We start from the raw sequence: 26,012 nt of genomic DNA on the forward strand, positions 1-26,012 counted from the left end.
TCGGTCACAAGGCGGCCTCCGAATGGTCTTCGATCAGCGCCGTCACGATCTGGCGGAAGGCATCGCCGCGCGCTTCGTAGTCGCGGAACTGGTCGAAGCTTGCGCAGGCAGGCGCGAGCAGCACCACATCGCCCTCATCCGCCGCCGCCATCGCCGCACGCACCGCGTCGCCGAGCATTTCGGAACGCGTCACTTCGGTATGGGACGCGAGCAGCTCCGCGAAACGAGGGCCGGCATCGCCGATCGTGTACGCCGCCTTCACGTAGCCGAAATACTGTTCGCATTCATCGAGCCGGTCGCCCTTAGGCAGGCCGCCGCAGATCCAGTGGATTCGCGGCCCAGGATCGGGCGGAAAGGCGGCGAGCGCGGGTGCGGCACTGGCCGGATTGGTCGCCTTGCTGTCATTGACGAAAGTCACGCCGCGATGCTCGGCGACCCGTTCCATCCGATGCGGCAGGCCGGGAAATGTCTTGAGCGCCGGAAGCCACTGTTCGGGTGTCAGGCCGACGATCTCGCAGATCGCCACCGCCACCGCGACGTTCTGGAGGTTGTGCGGTCCCTGCAGCGAGGGCCAGTCATGCTGCAAATGCGCCAGCCCGGCTCCCTCGACCTCGTGCACCAGCGCCTCGCCGCGGCGCGCCCGCTCGCGTAGGGCCACCGCACATGTCTGCGCATCGCCCATTCCGAACACGGCGTGGCGATCGGCGTCCTGCATCGCGAACAGTCGTGCCTTGGCGCCTGCATAATCGGCAAAATCGGCATAACGATCGAGATGGTCGGGCGTGATGTTGAGCAAGGCCGCGACATCGCACGACAGCGTCTGCGTGATATCGATCTGGTAGCTCGACAATTCGAGCACGTAGACCCCGTGCGCGGGCAGCGCATCCTCGCCGAGGATCGGCTTGCCGATATTGCCCCCCATCAGGCTCGGTACGCCCGCCTGTTCGAACAGGTGGTGGACCAGCGCGGTGGTGGTCGATTTGCCGTTGGTCCCGGTAATCCCGACGACGCGGTGCGGCGGAAGCTCGTCGCGCATCTGCGCAAACAGCTCGATATCGCCGATCAGCGGCACGTTCGCGCGTTGGGCCGCGGCGACGATCGGATGGCGATTGAGCGGCACGCCGGGCGAGACGACCACGCCGTCGAACCCCTTGAGGTCGATCATGAGCGGATCGGCGAGCGTGACCCCGTCGGGCACCTGCTGGCGCGGTTCCTCGCGGCTGTCCCAGGCGGTCACCTCGGCCCCGCTGTCGACCAGCATTTGCACGGTCGCGCGACCCGAGCGCGCAAGCCCGAGCACGGCGTAGCGCTTGCCTGCGAAGGCGCGATCCGCCTTCACCGGAGTTTCAGCGTGGACAGGCCGATCAGTGCGAGGACGATGGCGACGATCCAGAAGCGGATCACGACCGTGCTCTCGCTCCAGCCCATCTGCTCGTAATGGTGGTGGATCGGCGCCATGCGGAACACGCGCTTGCCGGTGCGCTTGAACCAGAAGACCTGCACGATCACCGACACGGCCTCGAGCACGAACAGCCCGCCGACGATGCCGAGCACGATCTCGTGATGGCTCGCGACCGCGATTGCGCCGAGCGCGCCGCCCAAAGCGAGGCTACCGGTATCGCCCATGAAGACCGCGGCGGGTGGGGCATTGAACCACAGGAAGGCGAGTCCCGCCCCCATGATCCCCGCGCACAGAATCGCGAGCTCGCCCGCGCCCTCGACATACGGGATGCCGAGATATTCGGCATAGTCGACGCGGCCGGCGAGATAGGCGATTACCGCGAAGGCACCCGCAGCGATGATGACCGGCATGGTGGCGAGGCCATCGAGCCCGTCGGTGAGGTTCACGGCATTGCCCGCCCCCACGATCACCACCGCGGCGAAGACGTAATAAAGTGGCCCGAGCGGGACATAGGTACTCGGCAGGAACGGGATGTAGAGATTGGTGTCGATCTTGCTCACGATCAGCCACACCGCGATACCGGCAATGATGAATTCCAGCAGGAGTCGCACCTTGCCGGAAACCCCTGCATGATGGCTCTTCGTCACCTTGTCGAAATCGTCCATGAAGCCGATCAGGCCGAAGCCCAGCGTGACCGCGAGGCAGGCCCACACGAACGGGTTGGCGAGATCCATCCATAGCAGCATCGACACGGTCAGGCTGATCAGGATCATCAGCCCGCCCATCGTCGGCGTGCCCTTCTTGGCGAGGTGGCTCTGCGGCCCGTCGTCGCGGATCGGCTGGCCCTTGCCCTGCCGCACGCGCAACATGGCGATGAATTTCGGCCCGATGATCAGGCCGATGATCAGCGCGGTGAACAGCGTCGCGCCGGCGCGGAACGTCTGGTAACGGATAAGATTGGCAGCGCCGGGAAAATCGAACCACTCGGCGAGTAAGAAAAGCATCTGTCAGTCCCCATCGGCCGGCGCATCGACCAGGTCGGCGACCAGCGCGGCCAGGCCGACCGAATTCGAGCCTTTCACCAGCACCGCGTCGCGATTGGCGAGACCGATTTCGTCGAGCGCCGCCTGCGCCGCGGAAGCATCGTCGCAATGGGTGAAGCGGGGCATTTTGCCAAGGTCGGAGACCTCGCCTGTCCCCAGCCGTTCGGCCAACGGCCGCATCGCCGGCCCGACCAGGATCGCCTGGTCTACCTGTGCGGAGAGGATCGGCTCGAGTAACTCTGCGTGGAAGCGGTCCGAATGATCGCCCAACTCGCCCATTGCGCCGAGCACCGCGATCCGGCGGTCTGCGTCGACCGCACCGAGCAGCGCGAGCGCGGAGCGCATCGAGGTCGGATTTGCGTTGTAGCTTTCGTCGATCAGCAGCGCTTCGCCGCCTTCGACCGGGAGGACGTGCCGCTCGCCGCGCCCCGGCAGTCCCTGCAGTTCGGCGAGCGCAAGACCCGCCGCACCGAGATCGGCGCCCAGCGCATCGCAGGCCGCGATCACCGCCAGCGCGTTGGAGACCCAGTGTCGCCCCGGATTGCCGATCGTGAAGCACAGCCGTCGGTCGCGCACCTGGACCGTCAGGAGCGACCCGCCGTCGCGCGTCGTCACGCTTTCGAGGAGCTTGATGTCAGCGGCGCTCTCGAGACCGAAGGTGGTCACGCTGGCTCCGACCGCTTGCGCCGCCCCGGCGAGCAATTCGGCATGCGGACTGTCGGCGGGGACAATCGCGATCCCGCCCGGTTCGAGCCCTTCGAAGATTTCCGCCTTGGCGCGCGCGATGTTTTCCTCGCTGCCCAGGTTCTCGATATGCGCGGGGGCGATCGCGGTGACCAGCGCGACATGCGGCCGCACCTGCGTAGTCAGCGCGGCGATCTCTCCCGCATGGTTCATACCCATTTCGTAGACGCCGTAATGGCTTCGCGCGGGCGTGCGCGCGAGCGAGAGCGGGACGCCGGTGTGGTTGTTGTAGCTCTTGACCGAAGCATGTGCCGCCCCGCGGCTGGCGCGGTCGAGCGCGGCGAACAACGCCTCCTTGGTCGAGGTCTTGCCGACCGAACCGGTGACGCCGACGACCTGCATGTCCGCTCGCGCACGCGCCGCGGCACCAAGCGCCTCGAGCGCGGCCTGCGTATCGTCGACCAGCACGTGAGGTCCGTCGACCGGTTGCGAGACGAGCACGCCCGCCGCGCCGCGTTCGAACGCGCCCGCGACGAATCGATGGCCATCCATTGCCGCGCCCTTGAGCGCGACGAACAGGTCGCCCTCACCCACGTCGCGGCTGTCGATCTCGACGCCGGACACCTGGAAGCTGCCATGCACGGTGCCGCCGGTGGCCGAGGCAATCGCGTCGGCATCCCACAGCGCGAGCGGGAGGTCGTCGGACGGCTGTTCGGGCCAGTCGAGGATCGCCGGGTGCGTCATCATCCCTCCGCCGCACATTCGCGCGCCACGTCGACATCGTCGAATGCGAGGACGCGGGCGTCCTTGCCCGCGCCGACCACCTGGCCCTGTTCGTGTCCCTTGCCCGCGATCAGCACGATATCGCCGCGCGTTGCCTCGCGGATCGCGGTGCAGATCGCATCGCGCCGGTCGCCGATCTCGCGCGCCTGCGGAGCGCCCTCCATGATCGCGGCCCGGATGCTCGCCGGGTCCTCGCCGCGCGGATTGTCGTCGGTCACGATGACCTGGTCGGCGGCCTTCGCCGCGACTTCACCCATCGGACCGCGCTTACCCTGGTCGCGATCGCCGCCGGCGCCGAACACGACCGTCAAACGCCCCTTGCAGTGCGGTCGCAACGCCGCGATCGCGGCTTCTAGCGCGTCGGGCGTGTGGGCATAATCGACATAGGCGGGCGCGCCCGAGCGGCTGATCACCGCACGCTGGAGCCGCCCGGCGACCGGTTGCAACCTTGCCACCCCGTCGAACACCTGCGTCGGCTTTCCGCCGGTGGCGAGCGCGAGCCCCGCTGCGGTCAGCGCGTTCGCGGCCTGGTAGGCGCCGATCAACGGCAGCGCGATCTTGCGTTCGGTCCCGTCGTGCCGGACGACGATTTCCTGCCCGAGCTCGGTCGGTGCCTGCGACACGAGCACGATGTCCTCGCCCTGCTCGCCGACGGTCATGACCTTCACACCGCGCGCCTTCGCGCGCGCGATCACCTCGGCCGACTTGGGATCGTCGGCCCAGATCACCGCCGTACCGTCGGGATCGAGGACCTTTTCGACGAGCCGCATCTTGGCCTCGAAATAGTCTTCCATAGTGGCGTGGTAATCGAGGTGATCGCGACTGAAATTGGTGAACGCCGCCGCCTTCACCGGCACGCCCTCGTTGCGATATTGCGACAGGCCATGGCTCGAGGCCTCGTAGGCAACGTGGGTCGTTCCCTCGCGCGCGAGTCCGCGCAGGTTCGACAGGAAGGTCACGATGTCGGGGGTGGTCAGCCCGGTCGAAACGCTTTCGTCGGGAGTCGTGACGCCCAGCGTGCCGATCGAGGCCGCACGTTCGCCCGCCATGCGCCACAATTGGCGCGTCATCTCGGCGGTCGAGGTCTTGCCGTTGGTCCCGGTTACCGCGACGATCGTCTCGGGGAACGGCCGGAAGAACGCCCCGGCAAGCCGGGCGAACAGGCGACGCGGCTTGTCGTCGGCGAAGTGAAGCGCGCCTTCGACCTTGGCCTCGGGCCGCGCGATCACCCCGATCGCGCCGCTCTCGATCGCCTGAGGGATGAAGTCCTCGCCATTGACCGTGTAGCCCTGGAACGCGCCGAACACGGTGCCCGGCGCGACCTTGCGATGGTCGATCGCGAAGGCATTGACCTCGGCATCGTCCGCACCATCCGGAAATTCGATTCCGGCGCGTTCGCACAGACGGCTGATACGCATGGCCTAGCCCTCCGTGACGACGAGGGGTTTCAGGTCGGACAGGTCGATATCGCGGGTCGCATCGGGTTCGATGCCCAGCATCGGGCCGATCCGCGGGACGATCCGGCCGACCGCGGGCGCGGCATTCCAGCCGGCGGTGCGCTGGCCGTAGGTGGAGGCATTGCCCGTGGGCTCGTCGAACATCGCAATAATCACGTAGCGCGGTCTATCCATCGGGAACGCCGCTGCAAAGGTCGATACGAGGCTCGTGCGGCGATATCCACCGCTGCCCGGCTTTTCGGCCGAACCGGTCTTGCCGCCGACCCGGAATCCGTCGGCGTCGGCCTTGCGCCCGGTGCCGTAGACCACGATCATCCGCAGCATCTGGCGCATCTTGGCCGAGGTCGCGGGGCTGAACACGCGGCGACCCTCGACATATTCGCCGGGCGCGCGTTTCATCAGCGTGGCGGGGCGGTAGATCCCGCCATTGACCATCGCGGCATACGCGCTGGCGAGGTGCAGCGGGGTAACCGCGATTCCGTGACCGTAGGAAACGGTCATGTTGCGGATGCGCGACCATTTCTTGGTCTCGAACAGCGGATGGCCGCGAGCCGGCAGTTCGATTTCCGGACGCACCGACATGCCGAGATCGACCATCGTCTTCTGGAGCCGCTCGACGCCGAGCTCGTCGGCGATCTGCGCGGTGACGATGTTCGAGGAATGGATCAGCGTTTCGGGCACGTTGAGGCTGTCGCCGATCACGTGGCTGTCGCGGATGCGGTGCGGACCGACCTTGAGCGGCTCGCGGGCCGGATAGCGCCGCGCCAGGCTTTTGACCGTGCCCGCCTCGATCGCCGCCGCAACCGATAGCGGCTTGAAGGTCGAGCCGAGCTCGTACACCTGGTTGGTCACGCGGTTGAAGATATTCTGCGCGCCGTCGGAATCGATCCGGTTGGGGTTGAATGAGGGCAAGGACGCGAGCGCCAGGACCTCGCCGGTCTCGACGTCGAGGATCACGCCAGCCGCACCGATCGCCTCGTGCATTTCGATACCCGCCATCAGCTCGTCTTCGAGCGCGCCCTGCACCCGCGCATCGATCGACAATGCGACGGGCTCGCCGCGCCCGGCCGGATCGAGCAGTCGGTCCTGCAGCGCCTCTTCCATCCCGACCTTGCCCTCTCCGTCGGCGTCGACGAAGCCGATCACGTGCGCCGCGAGCGAGCCCTGCGGATAGAAGCGTTCCTTCTCGGGCGGGTATTCGAGCGCGGGTTCGCCCAGCGCGTGCACTTTCGCCATTTGCCGCGGCAGGATGCGCCGCGCGAGATAGGTCGGCTTGCCCGACTTGAGCTTGCGCAGCAGCCGGCCCTCGTCGGCTTCGGGGAAGATCGCGGCGAGCGCCTTGGCGACCGCCTCGGGCGACTTGACCAGCGGCGCGCCGCCATCGCCGATCGCCTGCGGGTTGTACCACAGCGCGCGGGCATGGAAGGCGCGCGCGAGCGGTACGCCGTTGCGGTCGACGATCTCGCCGCGTTCCGGCAGGAGGCGCTGCGCCATCGACAGCGGCTGTGCGCCCGGCTCGACCGCGCCGAGCCATGCAATGCGCGCCAGAGCGACCACCGCGAGGGCGAAGAAGACCAGCGCGATCCACAAGCCGCGAATCTTGGCGAGGTAAAGCACCCGGCGGCGTTCCTGGTGCAGGCGAAACGCCGGCGATGCCTGCGCGACCCCGCCCAGCGCCACACTCATTCGGAGGCTTCCTTGTCGAGCCGGTAGTCTGCGAACAGCGCGGCGAAGCTGGGCTGCGCCTTTTCCTTCGCAGCGTCCTCGGCCTTCTCGACCACTGCGCGCTGGAAGCTCGGCTGGGCCGTGGGCTTCTCTTCGCGCGGCTTCGCCTCGGGCTCGTCGTCGGCAACCGCCTCGGCGACTTCGCCCGAGAAGGAGGCGAGTTCGACATCGGCGATGTCGCCACGCGCCACGCGGATCATCTGCGGCGCACCCGCGGCGCGCGGTTCGGCGAAGGCGGTGAGCGCGCGCTCATTGGGCAGGAACTGACCCGGCCCCGGCGCGACATAGCCGAATTCCATCCGGTTCAACGCCGCGAGCTGCTGCTGGCTGGCGCGGGTCTCGAACTCGGTTTCGAGATAGAGGTTGTCGCGCTGCAACTCGACGATGCGCTCTTCGGCGTTGCGCACTTCGCTACGCACCGCATTGACCTTGAACATCAGCATCGCCACCGCGCTGGCGCAGCCGAGCAGGACCGCGGCCCAACCGGCGGTCTTCACGTGGGAGCGGTTGACCATCATGCCGGGACCCCAACCTGCGTTCTGGCCGGCGCTTCGGTGCGAGTCGCGGCGCGCAGGATCGCGGAGCGCGAGCGCGGGTTGAGGTCGAGCTCGCCCTGCAGCGGCTTGACCGGCTTGTCGGGCTTTTCGAACGTCGGGAGGAAATCGTCGAGCCGCTCGGGCATGTGACGCGAGGTGGCTGCCTGGCCGCCCGAGGCGGCGCGCAGGAAGCGCTTGACCATCCGGTCCTCGAGACTGTGGAAGCTGACCACCGCCAGCCGCCCGCCGCCGCGCAGCAATTGTTCGGAGGCGCCGAGCGCGGTCTGCAATTCGTCGAGTTCGCCGTTCACGTGGATGCGGATCGCCTGGAAGCTGCGCGTCGCGGGATCCTTGGGCGCGCCCCCTTTTTTCTGAGAATTGGGCCGGTAACCGAGCGCGCGGCGCACCACGGCGGCAAGATCGGCGGTTGTGTGCAACGGGCGCGCGGCGACGATCGCGCGCGCCACGCGGCGCGACTGGCGCTCCTCGCCATATTGGTAGAGCACGTCGGCAATCGTGCTTTCGCCCGCTTCGTTGAGGAAATCGGCGGCGCTGGTGCCCGACTTGCTCATCCGCATGTCGAGCGGCCCGTCCGAGCTGAAGGCGAAACCGCGCTCGGCCTGGTCGAGTTGCATCGAGGAGACGCCGAGATCCATCGCGATCCCATCGACCTGCGCCACGCCGACCTCGGCCATTGCCGCGGTCATTTCGGAGAAGCGGCGCGGATGGAGCACGAGGCGCTGCGGATCGGCCTTGTGCTCGGCCCATTCGCGGCCCTTGGCAATCGCATCAGGGTCGCGATCGAAGGCGTGCACGGTCGCGCCGCGATCGAGCAGCGCGCGCGTGTAACCGCCCGCCCCGAACGTCGCATCGATGATGACCGATCCGGGCACGGGATTGAGAGCCGCGACGACCTCGTCGAGCAGGACGGGAATATGCGGTCCGTTGGCGAGGTTCATTTCGCGCCCCCCTTGCCCTTGGCCTTCGCCTTGGCGGCAGCCTCGGCGGCGAGCGCGCGGCAGGCCGCCTGCGCGCCTTCCCAGCCTTCGCCCTGGTCGTAGAGCTGTTCGGGGTTCCACAGCGTGAAGAAGCTGCCGGCGCCCTGGAAATAGATGTCCTCGTCGAGCTTGCCGAGCCCGGCGAGGTGCTCGGGCATCACGAACCGACCACTGTCGTCGAACGGGATTTCGGCGAAACCGAACAATTGCATCGCGCGCAGGTCGCGGTCGAAATCGCGATCGCGATCGATCGCGATCCGCTCCTCGCGGTCGAGCTGGGCTTCGAGTTCGAGCCGGCGCGAGAGGCCGAAGCCAACGAGGCAGTTCCAGCGCTCGTGCTTGGCGAGGCACAGGATGCGCCCTTCCGAGCTGTCCTTTACTGCCTTGCGGAAAATCGGGGGCAGGACATAGCGACCCTTTTCGCCGCGAAGCGAAAAGCCCTGACCGCTGTATTTTCCTCCACCAAGCGACACGTCGCATTCCCCGGTTCGAATTCCCCGACCGGACGAGCATCATCGTTCCCGAAAGCGCGCGGCTTCGGGGCGGCCCCGCCGAAGGACGGAACACGCGGAATCATCAGCTCATCCGATGGAACGACTGTGTACCCCGGACAAAGGCGGGAAAAAAGGGAATTTTACGGGAAATCGCGGTATACTTCGGTAAGTATCTGTTTTTATGCGATATATTTCGATGTCTCGATTTTCAATCGTTAACAAGAAGTTACCGGAAAGTGCTGGAATTCGGGAGAAATACGTAAGCCGATCACGGCACCGAAGGGCCGGTCCCGCGAATTCCCCGGCTATGGTCGAAGCGCGGATTCGATCAGCTTGTCGAGCAGTGCGGCGCGGATTTCCGCGGTTTCGCCTTGGTCGGGCTCGAGCAGCGCAGCATCGGCCAAAGCCAACACCCGCCCCTTCCCGATCGCGCAGTCCGCCAGCCGCGAGTCGGCCCCCACAGTGCAGTCTCCCGCGAAATCCCCGGCGTCCTCGGCGAGCTGGAAGCGCCCGGCGCGCGACAGTGGAAGCGACACGCCGTTCCAGTCCACGCCGCTCGCGCGGTCGGCCTCGTCGCGCACGAGTTCGAGCCCCCAGCGCGACAGGATCGGCGACAGCAGCACGCCCGCGGGAGGACGGCGTCGGTCGCCGAGCGGATAGCTGCTCTCCTGGGTCAGGGCGGGATCGGCGAACAGCAGCACGGTTCCCCCGCCACGCACGAAATCATCGAGCGCGACGTTCTCCTCGGGCGCGAGCGGGCGCGGCTGGGCGAGGATCAGCAAATCGGTCTCGGCCAACGCGTCCCAGCCGTCCTCGCGTTCGCCGAGCCAGTCGACCGCGCGCCAGTCGCCGCGTTCGGAAAGCACACCGACGGCCCAATGCGAGGGCGCATCGGCCGACAGCAGGTCGGCCATGCCCACCCCCTCGGGCTGCGCGATCGGCAGGGTCGAGAACAGCGCGATATCGACCGGGTCGGCAGGCGGCTCCGCCGCCTCGTTTCCGACGGTCGGATTGCAGGCTGCAAGCGCGCCGGCGGCCAGGGCCGCGAGGCTACTCGCTCGGCGGCGGGGTCGAAACATTGTCGGCGGTCGCACTGGTGGTGGGGGTCGGCGTGGCCGGTTCGGGCGACGGAACCACACCGATCTCGGCCAGCGGATCGGACGCCGGGGTCTCGGTCGGCGCAGGCGGATCGATCTTGGCTTCGGGCACGGCGGTCTGCTCGACCTCCTGCGCGCGATCGATCACCGCATTGGCGATGCCGATGACGAGCAGGATGAAGCCGAGCCCGATACCACCGACCTGGAGGCGATAAAGCGCTTGGCTACGGCGCCCGGGGGTAGTCCGCGGCGGTTCGCCGGACGAAGGAGTATCGGCAATGGCCATGGCCGCAGACTAGGCCCTTTCGACTCGCGGTCAATCCCGCGGTTACGCGACGTTTGCCGATCCGGGGCTCAGTCTTCGGGGGCGATCTGAACCTTGAGCCCGTCGAGCGCCTCGCTGAACGGGATCTGGCACGACAGGCGCGAATACTCGGTCCGGTGGTCGGTGCTCTCGAGCAGGTCGTCTTCATCTTCGCTCACCGGATCGAGCTTGCCGAAATGTTCGGGATCTACGTGCACATGGCAGGTCGCGCACGAGCAGCACCCGCCGCACAGCGCCAGCAATTCGTCGAAGCCGTTGTCGCGAATGGCTTCCATCACGGTCAGGCCGCTTTCGACCTCGATCGTGCTTTCTTCGCCTTCGCGGGTGACGACGGTAAGCTTCGGCATGGTGTGTCCTCGAACTATGGCAATCCAGTCGCGGCGGCTGCTAGGGGGTGGTTCCCGATTTGGCAAGGAGCGCGCATGGGCCTGACGAAAGAGCAACTGGTCGAGGATATCGATGTGGTTGCGGCGCGCGAGCCCGCTATCGCCGCCGCGCTGGAGAAGGTCGGCTATCCGGAAGCGCGAATCCGCCCGACCGGCTACCGCACGCTGCTGCGCACGATCGTCGGCCAGCAGGTCAGCGTCGCTGCCGCCAGCTCGATGTGGAACAAGCTCGAGGCGCATCTTGGCGAGGACACGCCGACCGACCGGCTCCTCGCCAGCAGTTTCGACGAGCTGCGCGCCTGCGGGCTGTCGCGCCAGAAGCAGGGCTATGCGCGATCGCTGTGCGAGCTGGTCGAAAGCGGCGCGCTCGATCTCGAAAACCTGCCCGCCGACGACGAGGCGGCGATCGAGGAGCTGACCCGGATCAAGGGCATCGGTCGCTGGTCGGCTGAAATCTACCTGCTGTTCGCCGAGGGGCGCCGCGATATCTGGCCCGCCGGCGACCTCGCCGTGCAGGCCGGGATCGGCAAGATCCTGCGGCTCGAGGAACGCCCGAGCGAAAAGGAAACGCGCGCCCTCGCCGATGATTGGCGCCCGCATCGCGGCGCAGTGGCCATCCTGACCTGGCACAGCTACAACAATCCGGCCCTGTGACCCGTTCGTCGATGACAAATGGACTTGTCATGACGTAAAGTCTACTTTCCAAGTCGCTTAACAAGGGGAGATGTTACGATGACTACCAAGTTCAAACTGCTCGCCACCTGCACGCTTGCCGCCATGGCGTTGACGCTGCCGGGTGCTGCGGGCGCCACTTCCAGCAATGAAAGCCCAAGCATGACCCAGACCTCCGAGGCCGCCACGCTCATCCCGCGTGAGGCGCTGTTCGGCAATCCGACCAAGGCCGCCGGCCAGATCAGCCCCGATGGCAAGTGGATCAGCTGGCTTGCGCCGTCCAACGGCGTACTCAACGTGTGGCTGGCACCGGCCGACGATCTCGACGCCGCGCGCGTGATGACCAAGGCGACTGATCGCCCGATCCGCCAGTATTTCTGGGCCCCCGACAGCCAGAGCCTGCTCTACATCCAGGACAAGGGCGGCGACGAGAACTTCCTGCTCTACGGCATCAACGTCGACACCGGCGACGAGACCAAGCTGACCGATTTCGAAGACACTCGCGTCACCGTCGTCGGTGGGTCGGACAAGATCAAGGACAAGATCCTCATCGGCCTCAACAACCGCGACGCGCGCTTCCACGACGTCCACCTGCTCGACCTCAACACCGGCGAACTCGAAATGGTGATCGAGAACAACGCCTATGCGGGCTTCGTCGCCGACGACAATCTCGATGTCCGGCTGGCGATCCGTCCGAACGCCGATGGCGGGATGGATTTCTTCCGCGTGGTCGACAACGAGGTCGAGGAAGAACCGTTCGGTCGCACCGGACTGGAAGACTCGCTGACCACCAATCCGGCCGGCTTCACCACCGACGGCAAGACCCTCTACTGGGTCGACAGCCGCGGACGGAACACCGCCGCTCTGGTCGCGATGGACGTCGAGACCGGCGAGACGCGCGTGATCGCCGAAGACGACCGCGCCGATATCGGCGGTTCGATCCGCGACCAGGAAACCGGCGAGGTCGAGGCCTACTCGGTCAATTACCTTAAGAACGAATGGAAGGCGCTCGATCCCGAAATCGGCGCGTCGCTCGATTTCCTTAAGGCCAACCTGACGGGGGAATTCGGGATCAGCTCGCGGACCGAAGACGACAGCAAGTGGATCGTCGGCAACGACCCCGTCGTCGGCGCGGCCAAGTCGTTCCTGTTCGATCGCGATGCGAACACGCTGACCCAGCTCTACGTCACCCGCCCCGAACTCGAAGGCGCGCCGCTCCAGCCGATGCACACGCTCGAATTGAAATCGCGCGACGGGCTGACGCTGCCGTCCTATCTCACGCTCCCGCCGGGCAGCGACGCCGATGGTGATGGCAAGCCCGACGAGGCGGTGCCGATGGTTCTGCTGGTGCATGGCGGCCCGTGGGCGCGCGACGGCTATGGGTTCAATCCGTATCACCAGTGGCTCGCCAACCGCGGCTATGCGGTGATGAGCGTCAACTATCGCGGTTCGACCGGCTTCGGGAAGGACTTCATCAACGCCTCGAACCTGCAATGGTCGAAAGCGATGCATGACGACCTGATCGACGCCACCCAGTGGGCGATCGACGAAGGCATCGCGATCGAGGACAAGGTCGCGATCATGGGCGGGTCCTATGGCGGTTACGCCACGCTGGTCGGATTGACCTACACGCCCGAAACCTTCGCCTGCGGTGTCGATATCGTCGGCCCGTCCAACCTCGAGACCCTGCTCTCGACCATCCCGCCCTACTGGGCCCCGGTGGTCGCGCAGTTCCACGAGCGGATGGGCAATCCCAATACGCCCGAAGGCAAGCAGCTGCTGATCGACGCTTCGCCGCTCTACAAGGCGGACCAGATCACCAAGCCGCTGCTGATCGGCCAGGGCGCGAACGATCCGCGCGTCAACCAGGCCGAAAGCGACCAGATCGTCGAGGCGATGAAGGAAAAGGGCATCCCGGTGACGTACGTGCTCTATCCGGATGAAGGCCACGGCTTCGCCAAGCCGTCCAACAACATCGCCTTCAACGCGGTGACCGAGAATTTCCTCGCCACCTGCCTTGGCGGCCGGGCCGAGCCGATCCGCGACACGGTAAAGGCATCGACCGCCGAGATCGTCGAAGGTGCGGACTTCGTCCAGGGCCTTTCCGAAGCGATCAAGTAAGGCACCCGACCAGCGCGCCCTGGAGGCGTGACACGAAGCCGCGCTCGCATTAGGCGGGTGCGGCTTCTTTGCATTTCGGACGGGACGGGAAATCATGAAAAAAGCGATCTTCATCACCGGCGGCGCGTCGGGCATCGGGCGCGCGACCGCGGTCAAATTCGGGCGCGAAGGCTGGTTCGTCGGCCTCGGCGACGTCGACATGGACGGCATGCGCGCAACCGAGGAGATGCTGCCGGGCGGCTACTCCTACGCCCACAAGTTCGACGTGCGCGATCGCAAGGAATGGGACACCGCGCTGTCGGCCTTCAGCGCCGCCGCGGGAGGTCGGATCGACGTATTGTTCAACAATGCCGGCATCCCGCTCGGCGGCCCGCTGGTCGAATGCTCGACCGAAGAGGTCGAGCGCTGCATCGACATCAATCTGAAGGGCGTGTTCCACGGCGCGATGGCGGCCTATCCCTATCTCAAACAGACCGCCCCCGGATCGGCCCTGATCAACACCGCCAGCGCGGCGGGAATCTGGGGCACGGGCGGCGCGGCGGCCTATTCGGCGACCAAGTTCGGTGTGCGCGGGATGAGCGAAAGCCTCGATGCCGAATGGTCGCCCGACGGGATCAAGGTCGCGGCGATCATGCCGAGCTTCATCGAGACCCCGCTGCTCGACCACGCCCCCAACCGCGCGAGCAACGAAAGCGTGCGCGAACGGGTGAAGCAGGCCGGGCTCGAACTGACTCCGGTCGAGGACGTCGCACAGGCCGTGTGGGACGCGGCCCATGGCGACGAGCTCCACGTCGTCGTCGGCAAGACCGCCAAGCAATTGCGGTTCGCGGCCCGCTGGATGCCCGGCCGCCTGCGCAAGCGCTCGAGGCAGATGGCCGGCGTGATGGGGAAGAAGACCTAGGGGTCCCTAGAGCAGGTGGTCGATCGCCTTGGCGAGTGTGACGTCCCGCTGGCTGAGCCCGCCGGCGTCGTGGGTGGTCAGCGTGATCTCGACGCGGTTGTAGACGTTGAACCACTCGGGATGATGGTCCTGCGACTGCGCGAGGATCGCCACCCTGGTCATGAAGCCGAAGGCCTGCACGAAGTCGTCGAACTCGAAGGTGCACTCGATCGCCTTTCCGTCGCCGCGCAGGGTCCAGCCTTCGAGCTCGGCGAGCGCGGCATCGCGTTCGGCGTCGGTGAGTTGGGGGACGGACATGGTCGCTCTCCTGTGCTTGTCGCTGCCGCCCCCCTCGCCTAAGCGACCGAGCGATGCAAGCGCCGCGCCTCATTGCCAGCGATCTCGCGTGCCGCCGGGGCGACCGGGTGCTGTTCGCCGGGCTCGAGCTCGACCTCAGGCCGGGTGACGCGCTGCACCTCGCCGGGCCCAACGGCGTGGGCAAGACGAGCTTGTTGCGCTTGCTTGCCGGATTGATGCGCCCCTTCGCAGGCAGCGTCGAGCGCGAGGGCACGGTCGGCTGGATCGACGAGCACAGCGCGCTCGATTCCGACCTGCCGCTGGGCACGGCACTGCGCTTCTGGGAACGGGTCGACGGCTGCACCGCGCCCGCGATCAATCCTCAATTGATGGGGATCGATCACCTGCTCGACGTGCCGGTACGCTATCTTTCGACCGGTCAGCGCAAGCGCGCGGCCTTCGTCCGCCTGCTCAACCGCCACTGCCCGATCTGGCTGCTGGACGAACCGTTGAACGGGCTCGACAGCGATGGCGCGGCGAAGATCGAGGCGCTGATCGCGCTCCATTGCGGTGGCGGCGGGCTCTGCGTGGTCGCGTCGCACCAGCCGATCGGGATCGACGGGGTGACCCGGATGGAGCTCGGCGCATGAGTCCCTTCGCCGCCCTGCTCCGCCGCGATCTGGCGGCAATGTTCGGCTCGGGAGCGCGCGGCGGTGCGGCGCTGCCCGTCCTGTTTTTCCTCGCAGTGGCGACGCTCTATCCCTTCGCGGTCGGCAGCGACGCGCGGCTGCTCGCCGATACTGGCGGCGGGGTGCTGTGGATCGCGGCGCTGCTGGCGGCGCTGCTCCCGATCGAGCGGCTGGTGCGCCCCGACCTCGAACTCGGCCTGTTCGACCAGCTCGCGCTGCGCGGCGTGGCCGAGGAGGCGAGCCTTGCCGCGCGGATCCTCGCCCATTGGCTGAGCTTCGGCCCGCCGCTGATGGTGGCGGCGCTTCCCGGCGCGGCGCTGATGGGGATCGAGGCGCAGACGCTGCTCAACCTCGAACTCGGCCTGCTGGTCGGTACGCCCGGACTGGCGGCGCTGGGCGTGATGGTGGCGGGGCTGACCGCGGCACTGCGTTCGGGCGCGGCGCTCGGCGGCCTGCTTGCGATCCCGCTGGCGGTGCCCCCGCTGATCTTCGGGGCGGGTAGCCTCGATGGAAACGGAGATGGCGCGCTCGCGCTGACCGGCGCAGCGAGCCTGGTGCTGCTGGCGCTCGCCCCCTTCGCGGCGGGTGCGGCGATCCGCGCGGCCAGAGAATAATCGCGAAGCCCGTCATTCCCGCGCAGGCGGGAATCCGGGATAGCTCAGCGCTTCATCGCTCTGGATCCCCGCCTGCGCGGGGATGACGTGGGGGTTAAACACACCCCGGATGATGCCGCCCGGTCGGGCTTTCGGTGAAAATCTCGACGCCCGTCTCGGTGATCCCGATCGAATGTTCGAACTGGGCCGATAGCTGGCGGTCGCGCGTCACGGCGGTCCAGCCGTCCTCGAGGATCTTGCCCGCCGGCTTCCCGGCATTGATCATCGGTTCGATCGTGAAGAACATGCCCGGCTTGAGCTCCGGCCCGGTGCCCGCGCGCGCGGCGTGGATCACTTCGGGCGCGTCGTGGAACAGGCGCCCGAGGCCGTGGCCGCAGAATTCGCGGACCACGCCGTAGCGGCGCCCTTCGGCGTGTTTCTGGATCGCCGCACCGATATCGCCGAGCCGGGCGCCGGGCTTCACCGCCTCGATCCCGAGCATCAGGCATTCATAGGTCGTCTCGACCAGTCGCCGCGCCTTGAGCGGCACCTCTCCGACGAAATACATGCGGCTCGTATCGCCGTGCCAGCCATCCAGCTGCGGTGTCACGTCGATATTGAGGATATCGCCTTCCTTGAGCGCCTTGTCGCCCGGGATGCCGTGACAAATGACGTGATTGAGCGAGATGCACGAACTGTGGGTATAGCCGCGATAGCCGAGCGTCGCGGGCACCGCGCCGCCATCGAGCATCATCTCGCGGATGATGTCGTCGAGCTCGCCGGTGGTCACGCCGGGGCGGACATGGTCGTACATCGCATCGAGGATCTTGGCGGCCAGCCGCCCGGCCTTGCGCATCCCGTCGAAACCGGCGGGGCCGTGCAGCTTGATCGTGCCATCGCGGATGAGCGGCTCGTGGCCCGTGATCTTTTCGTATCGTGTCATGCTGCGCGATATAGGCGCACGTGCCGCAAAGTGCCAGCGAGCCGCTCAGTCGCGCGCGCCGGTCTCGCCCGGCAGCGCGAAGGCGCCCCGATAGCCCGGCTTGAGTGCGGCGATCACGCGGCGCGTCACCGGAATCTCGACCTCGTAGGCCCCTTCGGCATAGGGCCCTGCGGCATAGGGCGGAACGAGGATGCCGATCGTGTCGAACGCGTCGCCCGATTGCGAGCGCAGGACGAGCACCGCATCCTCGATCGGGTCGATACAGGCATCGAACGGATCGTCGCTGTCCTTCGCCACCGGCTGCCCGCGGCGCTCGGCGCGCTGTTCGTCGAGCCGCGCGCAAAAGCGCTGGCGGATCGCTTCCAACAGCGCCTCGGGAGTGGCGAACAGGTCGACCGGCTTCACGCCTTTGCGTTCGCGATCGTTCCATACGAGCGAATCGAAGGTGTACATGCCGTGCGCGCCGCCGAAGTAGGAATCGGTCTCCGCGACGAGACTCAGCCAGCCCGGCGGCCTCGCCGCGACCTTCCATTCGGTCGCCAGCGTGTGCGGACGGAATTCGTAGTTTTCGGCTTCGGAATCCTTCTTCGATTCCCGCGCCTGCTGGATCAGCGCGGTGCGCGCTTCCTCGAGCCGGCGGTCGAGTACCATCCGCAGGCCCTGCCGCGAACCGGCCTCGCCCGGATAGGAGTAGGAAAACGAATAGAGTTCGGTCGAAAGCGAGACCTGCCGCGCACCCGCGCTCCCCGAATCCTGCGCCGCCGCGACCCCGTCGCCACCCGCCGCGGTCGCCTTGGCGCGGGCTTCGGGATCGCTTTCGACATCGCCGTCGCGCCCGTCGCCGCCCGAGCAGCCTGCGGAACAGGCGACTAGGGCAAGCGTAATCATGGCAGGCGCGAATCTGCGCATTTCTCGACCCATCTCCTTGCAGAAACCGCCGCAGAGCGGTCAGGACGACACAATGAGCGAAAACACCCAACTTATCCAGCCCGATCGCGGCCAGGACGCGATCCCGATCCACCTCGTCAATGCCGACGGTTTCGGCGACTGGGCCAAATCGCTGTCAGAACCGCAGCGCGCCGCACTCAAGGCCCAGCGCTTCGAGGGCAAGGGCTACGAAGTCGGCATCGTCCCGGCCAAGGAAGGCAGCGGCTGGTTCGCGGTCGGCGGCGTCGCCAATCCCGACGAGCTGTCGAGCTGGTGCATGGCGGCGCTGGCGGAAAAGCTACCCGAAGGGACCTATCGCCGCACCGAGGGTTCGCCCGGTCCCGCCGCCTATGGCTGGCTCACCGCCCAGCACAAGTTCGAACGTTACAAGGCCGAGCCGGACGAACGCGGCGCGCGCGTGCTGCTGACCAAGGACGCGGCACGAATCGACGAGCTGGTGTCGGAAGCCGAAGCGGCGAACCTCGTCGCCGATCTCGTCAACACCCCGGCCGAGGACATGGGCCCCGAGCAGCTCGAGGAGGTCGCGCGCGACCTCGCCCACACGCACGGCGCATCGATCTCGGTGGTCAAGGGCGACGCGCTCGAGCGCGATTACCCGATGGTCCATGCCGTCGGCCGCGCCGCAGCGCGCAGCCACGCGCCGCGCCTGATTGAACTCGAATGGGGCGACGAAAGCCATCCGCGCATCGCCGTCGTCGGCAAGGGCGTGGCCTTCGATTCGGGCGGGCTCGACGTCAAGAGCGCGGCCGGCATGAAGCTGATGAAGAAGGACATGGGCGGTTCGGCCCATGCGCTGGCGCTCGCGCGCCTGATCATGGAGAACAGGCTTCCGGTGCGGCTCCACCTGCTGGTGCCGGCGGTCGAGAACGCGATTTCGTCCAACAGTTTCCGTCCCGGCGACGTGCTCAAGAGCCGCAAGGGGATCACCGTCGAGATCACCAATACCGATGCCGAAGGCCGCCTGATCCTCGGCGACGCCCTCGCCCGCGCGAGCGAGAAAAAACCCGCATTCATCCTCGACTTCGCCACGCTGACCGGCGCGGCGCGGGTCGCGGTCGGGCCCGACCTGCCGGCGCTGTTCGCCCGCCGCGACGAGACCGCTCAGGAACTGATCGAGGCAGGCCGCGCGCATGACGACGAACCGTGGCGCCTGCCGCTCACCGACAGCTACCGCGAATGGCTCAACAGCGACATCGCCGACATGACCAATGCCCACGGCAATGCCTTCGCCGGGGCGAGTGTCGCGGGCCTGTTCCTCGACAAGTTCGTGGGCGACGGGATCGACTGGGCGCATTTCGATACCTTCGCCTGGCGTCCCGCGGCCAAGCCCGGCCGGCCGAAGGGCGGCGCGGCGCTGGGCCTGCGCGCGGCCTACCGCATGTTGAAGCAGCGCTATGGCTGAGCTTGCCAGCCACCCGGGCGCGAATTAGGGGCAACCGAACTTTGGGGCGAATATCTTGAACGAAACGATCACCGGCAATTTCGGACTGACCGGACCGGTTTCCTGGCCGGACCCGACGCGCGCGCCGATCCGCGGCGACCTCGCGCATATCGCGCTCGCCGGACGCTTCCTCGTGCCCCATTACGCGGTGCCGCAAGCGCGCCTTGTGACCTGCGACACGCCGATGTGGATCGGCGCGCAGAAGCCCGAGGACAAGCACGGCGATCTCGCCGAAGGTTCGATCTTCGACGTGCTCGACATTTCGGGCGAGTGGGCGTGGGGCATCGAGCACAGCGACAGCGAGGACGGGCTCGGCGGCAAGGTCGGCTGGGTGAAGATCGCCGATCTCGGCGAGCCGCTGTGAGGCCGCGCGCATGATCGAGGTATTCGTCGACGGGGCATCTGGTACCACCGGGCTCGAGATCGTCGAACGGCTCGGCAAGCATCCCGATTTCACCCCGGTCGTCCTCGACGAGGCGCAGCGCAAGGATCGCGAAGCGCGGCGCGAGGCGCTCAACGACAGCGACTTCGCCGTGCTCTGCCTGCCCGATGTCGCCGCGCGCGACGCGATCGAGCTGGTCGACGATGCCGCGCGAGTGCGGATCGTCGATGCGTCCTCCGCCCATCGCACGGCGCCGGGTTGGACCTACGGCTTTCCCGAGATCGGCTTTCGCGACGCGATCGCGCAAAGTGCACGGGTTTCCAATCCGGGCTGCTACCCGACCGGCTTCCTCGCCGGGCTCGCCCCACTGGTCGCCGCCGGGCTGCTGCCCGCCGACTGGCCTTACAGCGTCCACGCGGTTTCGGGATATTCGGGCGGCGGCAAGGCGCTGATCGAGCGTATCGACAACGAGCCCGGCCTCGCCTGGCGCGGCTATGCGCTGTCGCTCGAGCACAAGCACCTCGACGAAATGCAGGTCCATGGCGGGCTTGCCCACGCGCCGATCTTCTCGCCCGCGGTCGCCCCGGCGTTTCGCGGGATGGTGGTCGAGGTCCCGCTGCCGCTCGATGCGATCGCGGGCGCGGCGCCGGTGCCCGAGTTGCGCGCGCATCTCGCGGCGACCTATCGCGACAGCAAGGTCGTGCACTTCCTCGACAACCTGCCCGAGGAGCTGGTGCTCGATCGCGAAAGCGGTGCTTGGGACGGATTGGTGCTCCGCCTGCTCGCGTCGGAGGACGGCCGCCGCGCCAAGCTGGTCGCGACGCTCGACAATCTCGGCAAGGGGGCGAGCGGCGCGGCGCTGCAGAACCTCAACCTGATGGCGGGCCTGCCCGAAACGCGCGGTCTCGCGCTCTGACCGGATCGCTTTCCACGAACCGTGCATAAGATACCGCAGTGCACAATGACGGTCTTTCCCCTCGCGCAATCATCCTCTAGCGTCACGCGCCATGATTGAACGATTCCGTCGCGCAGTCCTGCCGCCGGAACGCGAACACAGGGGGCTATCCGCGCGGTGAAAAAGATCGAGGCGATCATCAAACCGTTCAAGCTCGACGAGGTGAAGGAAGCGCTTCACGAGGTCGGCGTTTCCGGAATCACCGTGACCGAGGCGAAAGGCTTCGGCAGGCAAAAGGGCCATACCGAGCTCTATCGCGGCGCCGAATACGTCGTCGATTTCCTGCCCAAGGTAAAACTCGAAGTGGTGGTCGGCGACGACCTCGCCGAGCGCACGGTCGAGGCGATCGCCAACGCCGCGCAGACCGGCCGCATCGGCGACGGCAAGATTTTCGTCACCGCGATCGAAAGCGCGTTGCGAATTCGCACCGGTGAACGGAACGACGACGCGATCTGACGTTGATAGACTAACCGCACACTCTCCACACACCCTCATACCCCACGGAAGGGCCCTCCCATGGCAAGCGCCAAAGACATTCTGAAACAGATCAAGGACGAAGAGATCGAATGGGTCGATCTTCGTTTCACCGACCCCAAGGGCAAGTGGCAGCACCTCTCGATGGTGGCCTCCGCGCTCGACGAGGACATGCTCGAGGACGGGCTGATGTTCGACGGCTCGTCGATCGCCGGCTGGAAGGCCATCAACGAAAGCGACATGATCCTGCGCCCCGATCTCGACAGCATCTATGTCGATCCGTTCAGCGCCACCCCGATGCTGATCGCATTCTGCGACATCGTCGAACCCTCGACCGGCGAACTCTACGGCCGCGACCCGCGCTCGACCGCCAAGCGCGCCGAGGCCTATCTCAAGTCGACCGGGATCGGCGACACGATCTATGTCGGCCCCGAAGCCGAATTCTTCATGTTCGACGACGTCCGCTTCGAAGACGGCTATGCCGGTTCGGGCTACGCGATCGACGATATCGAGCTGCCGACCAATAGCGGCAAGGAATACGAGATGGGCAACATGGCCCACCGTCCGCGCGCCAAGGGCGGCTATTTCCCCGTCGCGCCGGTCGACAGCGCGGGCGACATCCGCGCCGAGATGGTCTCGACGATGATCGAGATGGGCCTCGATTGCGACAAGCATCACCACGAAGTCGCCGCCGCGCAGCACGAGCTCGGCCTGACCTTCTCCGAGCTGACCACCTGCGCCGACCAGATGCAGATCTACAAGTATGTCGTGCACCAGGTCGCGCATGCCTACGGCAAGACCGCGACCTTCATGCCCAAGCCGATCAAGGACGATAACGGTTCGGGCATGCACACCCACATGTCGATCTGGAAGGACGGCAAGCCGCTGTTCGCGGGCAACGAATATGCCGGCCTCAGCGAAACCTGCCTGTTCTTCATCGGCGGCGTCATCAAGCACGCCAAGGCGCTGAACGCCTTCACCAACCCGACCACCAACAGCTACAAGCGGCTGGTGCCGGGCTTCGAGGCGCCGGTGCTCCTGGCTTACTCCGCGCGCAACCGCTCGGCTTCTTGCCGCATCCCCTACGGCGCGGGCGAGAAGGCCAAGCGCGTCGAATTCCGCTTCCCCGATGCGATGGCCAACCCCTACCTCGCCTATTCGGCGCTGCTGATGGCGGGCCTCGACGGGATCCGGAACAAGATCCATCCGGGCGAGGCGATGGACAAGAACCTCTACGACCTGCCGCCAGCCGAACTGGCCGACGTGCCGACCGTCTGCGGATCATTGCGCGAGGCGCTCGAGGCGCTCGAGGCCGACAACGACTTCCTGACCGAGGGCGGCGTGTTCACCGAAGAACAGCTCGACGCATATATCGAGCTCAAATGGGACGAGGTCCTACGCCTCGAAACCACCCCGGCTCCGGTCGAATTCGACATGTATTACAGCGCCTGATCGCGCGACGTAACATTTTGGTTACGCGGCGCCGCTAAGCGCTGCGTCTACCGAGCGAAGGGCGGCGGAGCGATCCGCCGCCCTTTTTCGCATGCTCCGGCACCGAAGGCGCAACGACGCGTTGAGGCGGCATGGACGGTCCGTTTTTCGGTATTTCGGCGTACCACATCCTGCTGGTCGGGTGTGGTTTCGCGATCGTGGTGGCCTATTGGTTGCCGCGATATTTCTCCGGGCGCGAACCGGCCGCGTCGGGCCTGCTTATCATCGGCGGGCTGCTGGTCTTCGGCCTGCTGCCCGGCGTTCCCGAGGCCTTCAGCCCGATCGATCGCCCGAAGTTCTGGGAGATCGCCAGCGAATTCGCCGTCATCATCGCGCTGTTCGGGACGGGTATCCGCATCGACCGGGTGACCGGCAAGGGGTTGTGGGGGCCGACCGCGCGGCTGCTTGCCATCGCGATGCCGCTTTCGATGCTCGGCGTGGTACTGATCGGCTCGGTGGCGGGGCTGACGATCGCCGGTGCGGTGCTGCTCGCCGCGGTGCTCGCGCCGACCGATCCCGTGCTCGCTGCCGACGTCCAGGTCGGCCCGCCGCTCGAAGGCGGCGAACATCCGGTGCGGCTGGCGCTGACCACCGAAGCGGGCCTCAACGATGGCCTCGCCTTCCCCTTCGTCTATCTCGCGATCTTCATCGTCGCGGCGCAGGGCGGGGTGGCCGACTGGCTGGGCGAATGGTTCGCGCTCTATGTCGTCTACAAGATCGCGGTCGGGGTCCTCGCCGGGATCGCGGCGGGCTGGATCCTGGGCAAGGTGCTGTTCGTCCTGCCCCGCGCCAACCCGCTGGCGATGACCGGCAGCGGTGTGATCTCGCTTGCCGGGGTGCTGGTGACCTACGGCGCGACCGAACTGATCGAGGGCTACGGCTTCATCGCTGCATTCGTCATGGGGCTGGTGTTGCGCCGCGCCGAGGCCGACCATGAATATCACGGGCGGCTGCACAGTTTTTCCGAAGCGCTCGAGCACGCCGTCACCGCGATCCTGCTGGTCCTGCTCGGCGGAGCGATCCCCGCGCTGCTCCCCTATCTCGACTGGTCGCACGCGCTGCTCGGCCTCGCGCTGATCTTCCTCATTCGCCCCGCAACGGGAATGGTGGCGCTGGCCGGCACGAGGCTGTCGCTCAAGCAGCGTGGCGTGGTCGCCTTCTACGGCGTGCGCGGGATCGGCTCGATCTATTACATGGCCTATGCCGGGGCGCAGCTCGACCTGGTCGACGAAGGCGCGCTGTGGGCGACGGTGGTGTTCACCATCCTCGTCTCGACCCTCGTCCACGGGTTCAGCGCGGGCAGCGTCGTCTGGGCCGCCACCCATGACGAGAATTCGGAAATCGCGCCCGAGAAATCCTGAGCCGGGCGATCCGCCGAAGGTTCAGCGCATCGTCAGCATACCGCGTTTGGCAACGACGACGAAGGCCGCGAGCAGGGTCAGGCCCCAGAACATCGTCAGCCAGTCGAGCGGCGCGGGCCCGGCCGTGTAGTCGAGATGCGCGGCGATCGCCCAGCCGCCGCCGACGAAGAAGAGGAGGTAGAACGCGGTCGCCCCGGTTTCGCGACCGATCGCGCGCATCAGTTCGTCCTGCCGCTTGTGCGAAGCGATCGAGGCATAGATTGCGACGATCATCAGGCCGACGATCGCCAGCAACGCCGACGCTGGCGCGATCGGCCCTGTCGGCGCCGCCAGCGCCGCGACCAGCAGCGCCGCACCCGCCGTGACCATGCCCAGCCCGCTCATCGACAGCTGGTATTTCTGCTCGCGCAGTTCCTCGGCATCCTCGACATTGAGGAAGGACGCACCCGCCTTGGGGGCCACCACGCCGGCGAGCACCGCGATCGCGGTGACGAGATAGGTCACCCCCACCAAGGCGGCGATCTCGCGCGAAGCGCCCAGATCACCGAGCGTGCCGGTGTCGGCCAGCTGCATGAAGCCGAACGCCCCGAGGAAACCGGCCACCCCGCCCAATCCGAGGGCGAAAAGGGTCTTCTTCAGCTTGCGCGACTTTTCCGCCGCTTCGGTGGTCGTGTCAGTCATGTTCGGGCTCCCATTCGTCGAGGAAAAGTTCGGGCACCGGCACGGCGAACAATTTCGCCATCCGCAGCGCCAATGGCAGTGAGGGATCGTACTTGTCGGTCTCGACCGCGTTGATCGTCTGCCGCGACACGCCGAGCCGCCGGGCCAGTTCGCCCTGGCTCCAGCCCGCCTCCTCGCGGAAATGCTTCACGCGGTTGTGCACCGAATCGCCTCCCTTGCCTGTAAAGAGCTCTTTACTGTAAAGAACATTTGACAGTCAAGAGGTCTTTACACCCCCCGCACCCGCCGCATTTTCCTACATGCGCGGTTTCGGGCACACTGACCGGTGTGATGTTCGTGCCGTCGATATTCCTAGTGAATGCGGAGCCTTGGCGGCGTGCGCGCGGGGCGGATTATTTTTCTCCAGAACAGTGTAACACCCGGTCCATGCCCCCTCGCGGCACCCGGTGGTCGCCGTTTTCCTACTTCGCCGAAATCGCTTACATGGTCCGGCTTTCCATCGTGAACGAGGAGAGCCCCAGCCATGAACCGCCAGCCGATATTCGACTGTGTCCGCGAACTGCTCGGGCGGGGGTTCCGGCAGTACGAGGTTGACCGGATAGACGCGGCGATCGATCGCGCGACCGGGGCGATCGCGGGACGCCCTGCGCCGCTGGTGCAGCCGGGGCAAGACCGGCCGCGACGCCTCCGGCTCGGCGCGGAAGGCCGTGCGCTGATCCGCAAGTGGGAGGGGTGCCACCGGCAGCGCGCCGACGGGCGCGTCGAAGCCTATCCCGACCCCGGCAGTGCGGATGGCCACCCCTGGACGATCGGCTGGGGATCGACCGGGACGGGAATCGCCCGCGGGACGGTGTGGACGCGGGAGCAATGCGACCGGCGCTTCGATGCCGATCTCGTGCGTTACGCGGCGGAGGTCGAGCGCGCGCTGGGAGATGCTCCCACCACGCAGGCGCAGTTCGATGCGCTGGTGAGCTTCCACTACAACACCGGGGCGATCCGCCGCGCCACGCTGACAAAGCGCCACCGCGCCGGCGATTTCGTCGCGGCGGAACGCGAGTTCGGGCGCTGGATCTACAACGATCGCCGCCCGCTCAAAGGCCTCGTCGACAGGCGTCGCGATGAGGTTTCGCTTTATCGCAAATGTTAAGGGCGTC

At 66.8% G+C, this 26,012-nt stretch carries 28 protein-coding genes; 12 read left to right on the top strand and 16 right to left on the bottom strand.

The window, feature by feature from the left end:
- Window positions 1-4: 4 nt before the first annotated feature.
- From murD to T8S45_RS08020, 11 genes are all read right to left on the bottom strand, one after another.
- The gene (murD, locus tag T8S45_RS07970) at window positions 5-1,339 is read right to left on the bottom strand and encodes a UDP-N-acetylmuramoyl-L-alanine--D-glutamate ligase (RefSeq protein ID WP_322293352.1); all 1,335 of its coding nucleotides are present in this window, start codon (window positions 1,337-1,339) and stop codon (window positions 5-7) included.
- On the bottom strand, window positions 1,336-2,406 hold the full coding sequence (gene mraY, locus T8S45_RS07975; protein WP_188642376.1) for a phospho-N-acetylmuramoyl-pentapeptide-transferase: 1,071 nt from the start codon (window positions 2,404-2,406) through the stop codon (window positions 1,336-1,338). Before mraY ends, murD begins: the two co-directional genes overlap by 4 nt.
- Window positions 2,407-2,409: 3 nt before the next feature.
- Window positions 2,410-3,876, bottom strand: a complete 1,467-nt coding sequence (locus T8S45_RS07980; protein WP_322293353.1) for a UDP-N-acetylmuramoyl-tripeptide--D-alanyl-D-alanine ligase — start codon at window positions 3,874-3,876, stop codon at window positions 2,410-2,412.
- Complete coding sequence (locus T8S45_RS07985; protein ID WP_322293354.1) at window positions 3,873-5,330, bottom strand: UDP-N-acetylmuramoyl-L-alanyl-D-glutamate--2,6-diaminopimelate ligase; 1,458 nt, start codon at window positions 5,328-5,330, stop codon at window positions 3,873-3,875. The genes T8S45_RS07980 and T8S45_RS07985 overlap by 4 nt, the downstream gene beginning before the upstream one ends.
- A gap of 3 nt (window positions 5,331-5,333) precedes the next feature.
- Window positions 5,334-7,055 carry a peptidoglycan D,D-transpeptidase FtsI family protein gene (locus T8S45_RS07990; protein ID WP_322293355.1) on the bottom strand — a complete coding sequence of 574 codons (1,722 nt, stop codon included), beginning with the start codon at window positions 7,053-7,055 and terminating at the stop codon, window positions 5,334-5,336.
- The gene (locus tag T8S45_RS07995) at window positions 7,052-7,591 is read right to left on the bottom strand and encodes a hypothetical protein (RefSeq protein ID WP_322293356.1); all 540 of its coding nucleotides are present in this window, start codon (window positions 7,589-7,591) and stop codon (window positions 7,052-7,054) included. Before T8S45_RS07995 ends, T8S45_RS07990 begins: the two co-directional genes overlap by 4 nt.
- Window positions 7,592-7,608: 17 nt before the next feature.
- The gene (rsmH, locus tag T8S45_RS08000; RefSeq protein ID WP_188642381.1) at window positions 7,609-8,589 is read right to left on the bottom strand and encodes a 16S rRNA (cytosine(1402)-N(4))-methyltransferase RsmH; all 981 of its coding nucleotides are present in this window, start codon (window positions 8,587-8,589) and stop codon (window positions 7,609-7,611) included.
- A complete protein-coding gene (locus tag T8S45_RS08005) occupies window positions 8,586-9,101 on the bottom strand; it encodes a division/cell wall cluster transcriptional repressor MraZ (protein ID WP_322293357.1) in 516 nt (171 codons plus the stop codon). Before T8S45_RS08005 ends, rsmH begins: the two co-directional genes overlap by 4 nt.
- Window positions 9,102-9,427: 326 nt before the next feature.
- Entirely contained in the window at window positions 9,428-10,201 is a 774-nt protein-coding gene (locus T8S45_RS08010) for a Gldg family protein (RefSeq protein ID WP_322293358.1), read from the bottom strand.
- The gene (locus T8S45_RS08015) at window positions 10,173-10,505 is read right to left on the bottom strand and encodes a hypothetical protein (protein ID WP_322293359.1); all 333 of its coding nucleotides are present in this window, start codon (window positions 10,503-10,505) and stop codon (window positions 10,173-10,175) included. Before T8S45_RS08015 ends, T8S45_RS08010 begins: the two co-directional genes overlap by 29 nt.
- 68 nt (window positions 10,506-10,573) lie before the next feature.
- Window positions 10,574-10,891, bottom strand: coding sequence for a 2Fe-2S iron-sulfur cluster-binding protein (locus tag T8S45_RS08020; protein ID WP_188642385.1), 318 nt, complete (start codon window positions 10,889-10,891; stop codon window positions 10,574-10,576).
- 75 nt (window positions 10,892-10,966) lie between these two features.
- Here T8S45_RS08020 and T8S45_RS08025 point away from each other — a divergent pair, with 75 nt between their 5' ends.
- From T8S45_RS08025 to T8S45_RS08035, 3 genes are all read left to right on the top strand, one after another.
- Window positions 10,967-11,584: a DNA-3-methyladenine glycosylase family protein gene (locus tag T8S45_RS08025; RefSeq protein WP_322293360.1), complete on the top strand. Its 618-nt coding sequence runs from the start codon at window positions 10,967-10,969 to the stop codon at window positions 11,582-11,584.
- Between the two features lie 78 nt (window positions 11,585-11,662).
- On the top strand, window positions 11,663-13,723 hold the full coding sequence (locus tag T8S45_RS08030) for a S9 family peptidase (protein ID WP_322293361.1): 2,061 nt from the start codon (window positions 11,663-11,665) through the stop codon (window positions 13,721-13,723).
- A gap of 94 nt (window positions 13,724-13,817) precedes the next feature.
- Entirely contained in the window at window positions 13,818-14,624 is an 807-nt protein-coding gene (locus T8S45_RS08035) for an SDR family oxidoreductase (protein WP_322293362.1), read from the top strand.
- Window positions 14,625-14,630: 6 nt separating this feature from the next.
- On the opposite strand, the gene T8S45_RS08040 is transcribed toward T8S45_RS08035, so the two are convergent.
- On the bottom strand, window positions 14,631-14,921 hold the full coding sequence (locus T8S45_RS08040; RefSeq protein ID WP_188642388.1) for a 4a-hydroxytetrahydrobiopterin dehydratase: 291 nt from the start codon (window positions 14,919-14,921) through the stop codon (window positions 14,631-14,633).
- Between the two features lie 53 nt (window positions 14,922-14,974).
- On the opposite strand from T8S45_RS08040, the gene ccmA reads away from it, so the two are divergent.
- Both ccmA and T8S45_RS08050 read left to right on the top strand, forming a co-directional pair.
- Entirely contained in the window at window positions 14,975-15,550 is a 576-nt protein-coding gene (gene ccmA, locus T8S45_RS08045) for a heme ABC exporter ATP-binding protein CcmA (protein WP_322293363.1), read from the top strand.
- Window positions 15,547-16,203 carry a heme exporter protein CcmB gene (locus T8S45_RS08050; RefSeq protein ID WP_322293364.1) on the top strand — a complete coding sequence of 219 codons (657 nt, stop codon included), beginning with the start codon at window positions 15,547-15,549 and terminating at the stop codon, window positions 16,201-16,203. Before ccmA ends, T8S45_RS08050 begins: the two co-directional genes overlap by 4 nt.
- Before the next feature lie 94 nt (window positions 16,204-16,297).
- Here the strand turns inward: T8S45_RS08050 and map are convergent, their stop codons facing one another.
- Window positions 16,298-17,125, bottom strand: coding sequence for a type I methionyl aminopeptidase (gene map, locus T8S45_RS08055; protein WP_322293365.1), 828 nt, complete (start codon window positions 17,123-17,125; stop codon window positions 16,298-16,300).
- 45 nt (window positions 17,126-17,170) lie between these two features.
- A complete protein-coding gene (locus tag T8S45_RS08060; RefSeq protein WP_322293366.1) occupies window positions 17,171-18,013 on the bottom strand; it encodes a DUF3298 and DUF4163 domain-containing protein in 843 nt (280 codons plus the stop codon).
- A 73-nt stretch (window positions 18,014-18,086) separates the two neighbouring features.
- Between T8S45_RS08060 and T8S45_RS08065 the strand changes: the two genes are divergently transcribed.
- The 6 genes from T8S45_RS08065 to T8S45_RS08090 all read left to right on the top strand — a co-directional run bounded on the left by T8S45_RS08065 (window position 18,087) and on the right by T8S45_RS08090 (window position 24,177).
- Window positions 18,087-19,475, top strand: coding sequence for a leucyl aminopeptidase family protein (locus T8S45_RS08065; protein WP_188642393.1), 1,389 nt, complete (start codon window positions 18,087-18,089; stop codon window positions 19,473-19,475).
- 55 nt (window positions 19,476-19,530) lie between these two features.
- Entirely contained in the window at window positions 19,531-19,878 is a 348-nt protein-coding gene (locus T8S45_RS08070; RefSeq protein ID WP_188642394.1) for an SH3 domain-containing protein, read from the top strand.
- Window positions 19,879-19,888: 10 nt separating this feature from the next.
- A complete protein-coding gene (gene argC, locus T8S45_RS08075) occupies window positions 19,889-20,812 on the top strand; it encodes an N-acetyl-gamma-glutamyl-phosphate reductase (protein ID WP_322293367.1) in 924 nt (307 codons plus the stop codon).
- Window positions 20,813-20,968: 156 nt separating this feature from the next.
- On the top strand, window positions 20,969-21,307 hold the full coding sequence (locus T8S45_RS08080; RefSeq protein ID WP_188642396.1) for a P-II family nitrogen regulator: 339 nt from the start codon (window positions 20,969-20,971) through the stop codon (window positions 21,305-21,307).
- Between the two features lie 60 nt (window positions 21,308-21,367).
- Window positions 21,368-22,777: a type I glutamate--ammonia ligase gene (gene glnA / locus T8S45_RS08085; protein WP_188642397.1), complete on the top strand. Its 1,410-nt coding sequence runs from the start codon at window positions 21,368-21,370 to the stop codon at window positions 22,775-22,777.
- A gap of 131 nt (window positions 22,778-22,908) precedes the next feature.
- Window positions 22,909-24,177 (top strand): cation:proton antiporter, encoded by a 1,269-nt coding sequence (locus tag T8S45_RS08090; protein WP_322293368.1) that lies wholly within the window; start codon window positions 22,909-22,911, stop codon window positions 24,175-24,177.
- Between the two features lie 21 nt (window positions 24,178-24,198).
- On the opposite strand, the gene T8S45_RS08095 is transcribed toward T8S45_RS08090, so the two are convergent.
- Together T8S45_RS08095 and T8S45_RS08100 are read right to left on the bottom strand one after the other, a co-directional pair.
- Window positions 24,199-24,858: a hypothetical protein gene (locus T8S45_RS08095; RefSeq protein ID WP_322293369.1), complete on the bottom strand. Its 660-nt coding sequence runs from the start codon at window positions 24,856-24,858 to the stop codon at window positions 24,199-24,201.
- Window positions 24,851-25,060 (bottom strand): helix-turn-helix transcriptional regulator, encoded by a 210-nt coding sequence (locus T8S45_RS08100; RefSeq protein ID WP_322293370.1) that lies wholly within the window; start codon window positions 25,058-25,060, stop codon window positions 24,851-24,853. Before T8S45_RS08100 ends, T8S45_RS08095 begins: the two co-directional genes overlap by 8 nt.
- Before the next feature lie 321 nt (window positions 25,061-25,381).
- Between T8S45_RS08100 and T8S45_RS08105 the strand changes: the two genes are divergently transcribed.
- Window positions 25,382-26,005 carry a lysozyme gene (locus T8S45_RS08105; RefSeq protein WP_322293371.1) on the top strand — a complete coding sequence of 208 codons (624 nt, stop codon included), beginning with the start codon at window positions 25,382-25,384 and terminating at the stop codon, window positions 26,003-26,005.
- The last annotated feature ends 7 nt before the right edge of the window (window positions 26,006-26,012 follow it).

It is taken from the genome of Pseudoblastomonas marina, from assembly GCF_034374265.1.
Lineage (GTDB): Bacteria > Pseudomonadota > Alphaproteobacteria > Sphingomonadales > Sphingomonadaceae > Alteriqipengyuania_A > Alteriqipengyuania_A marina.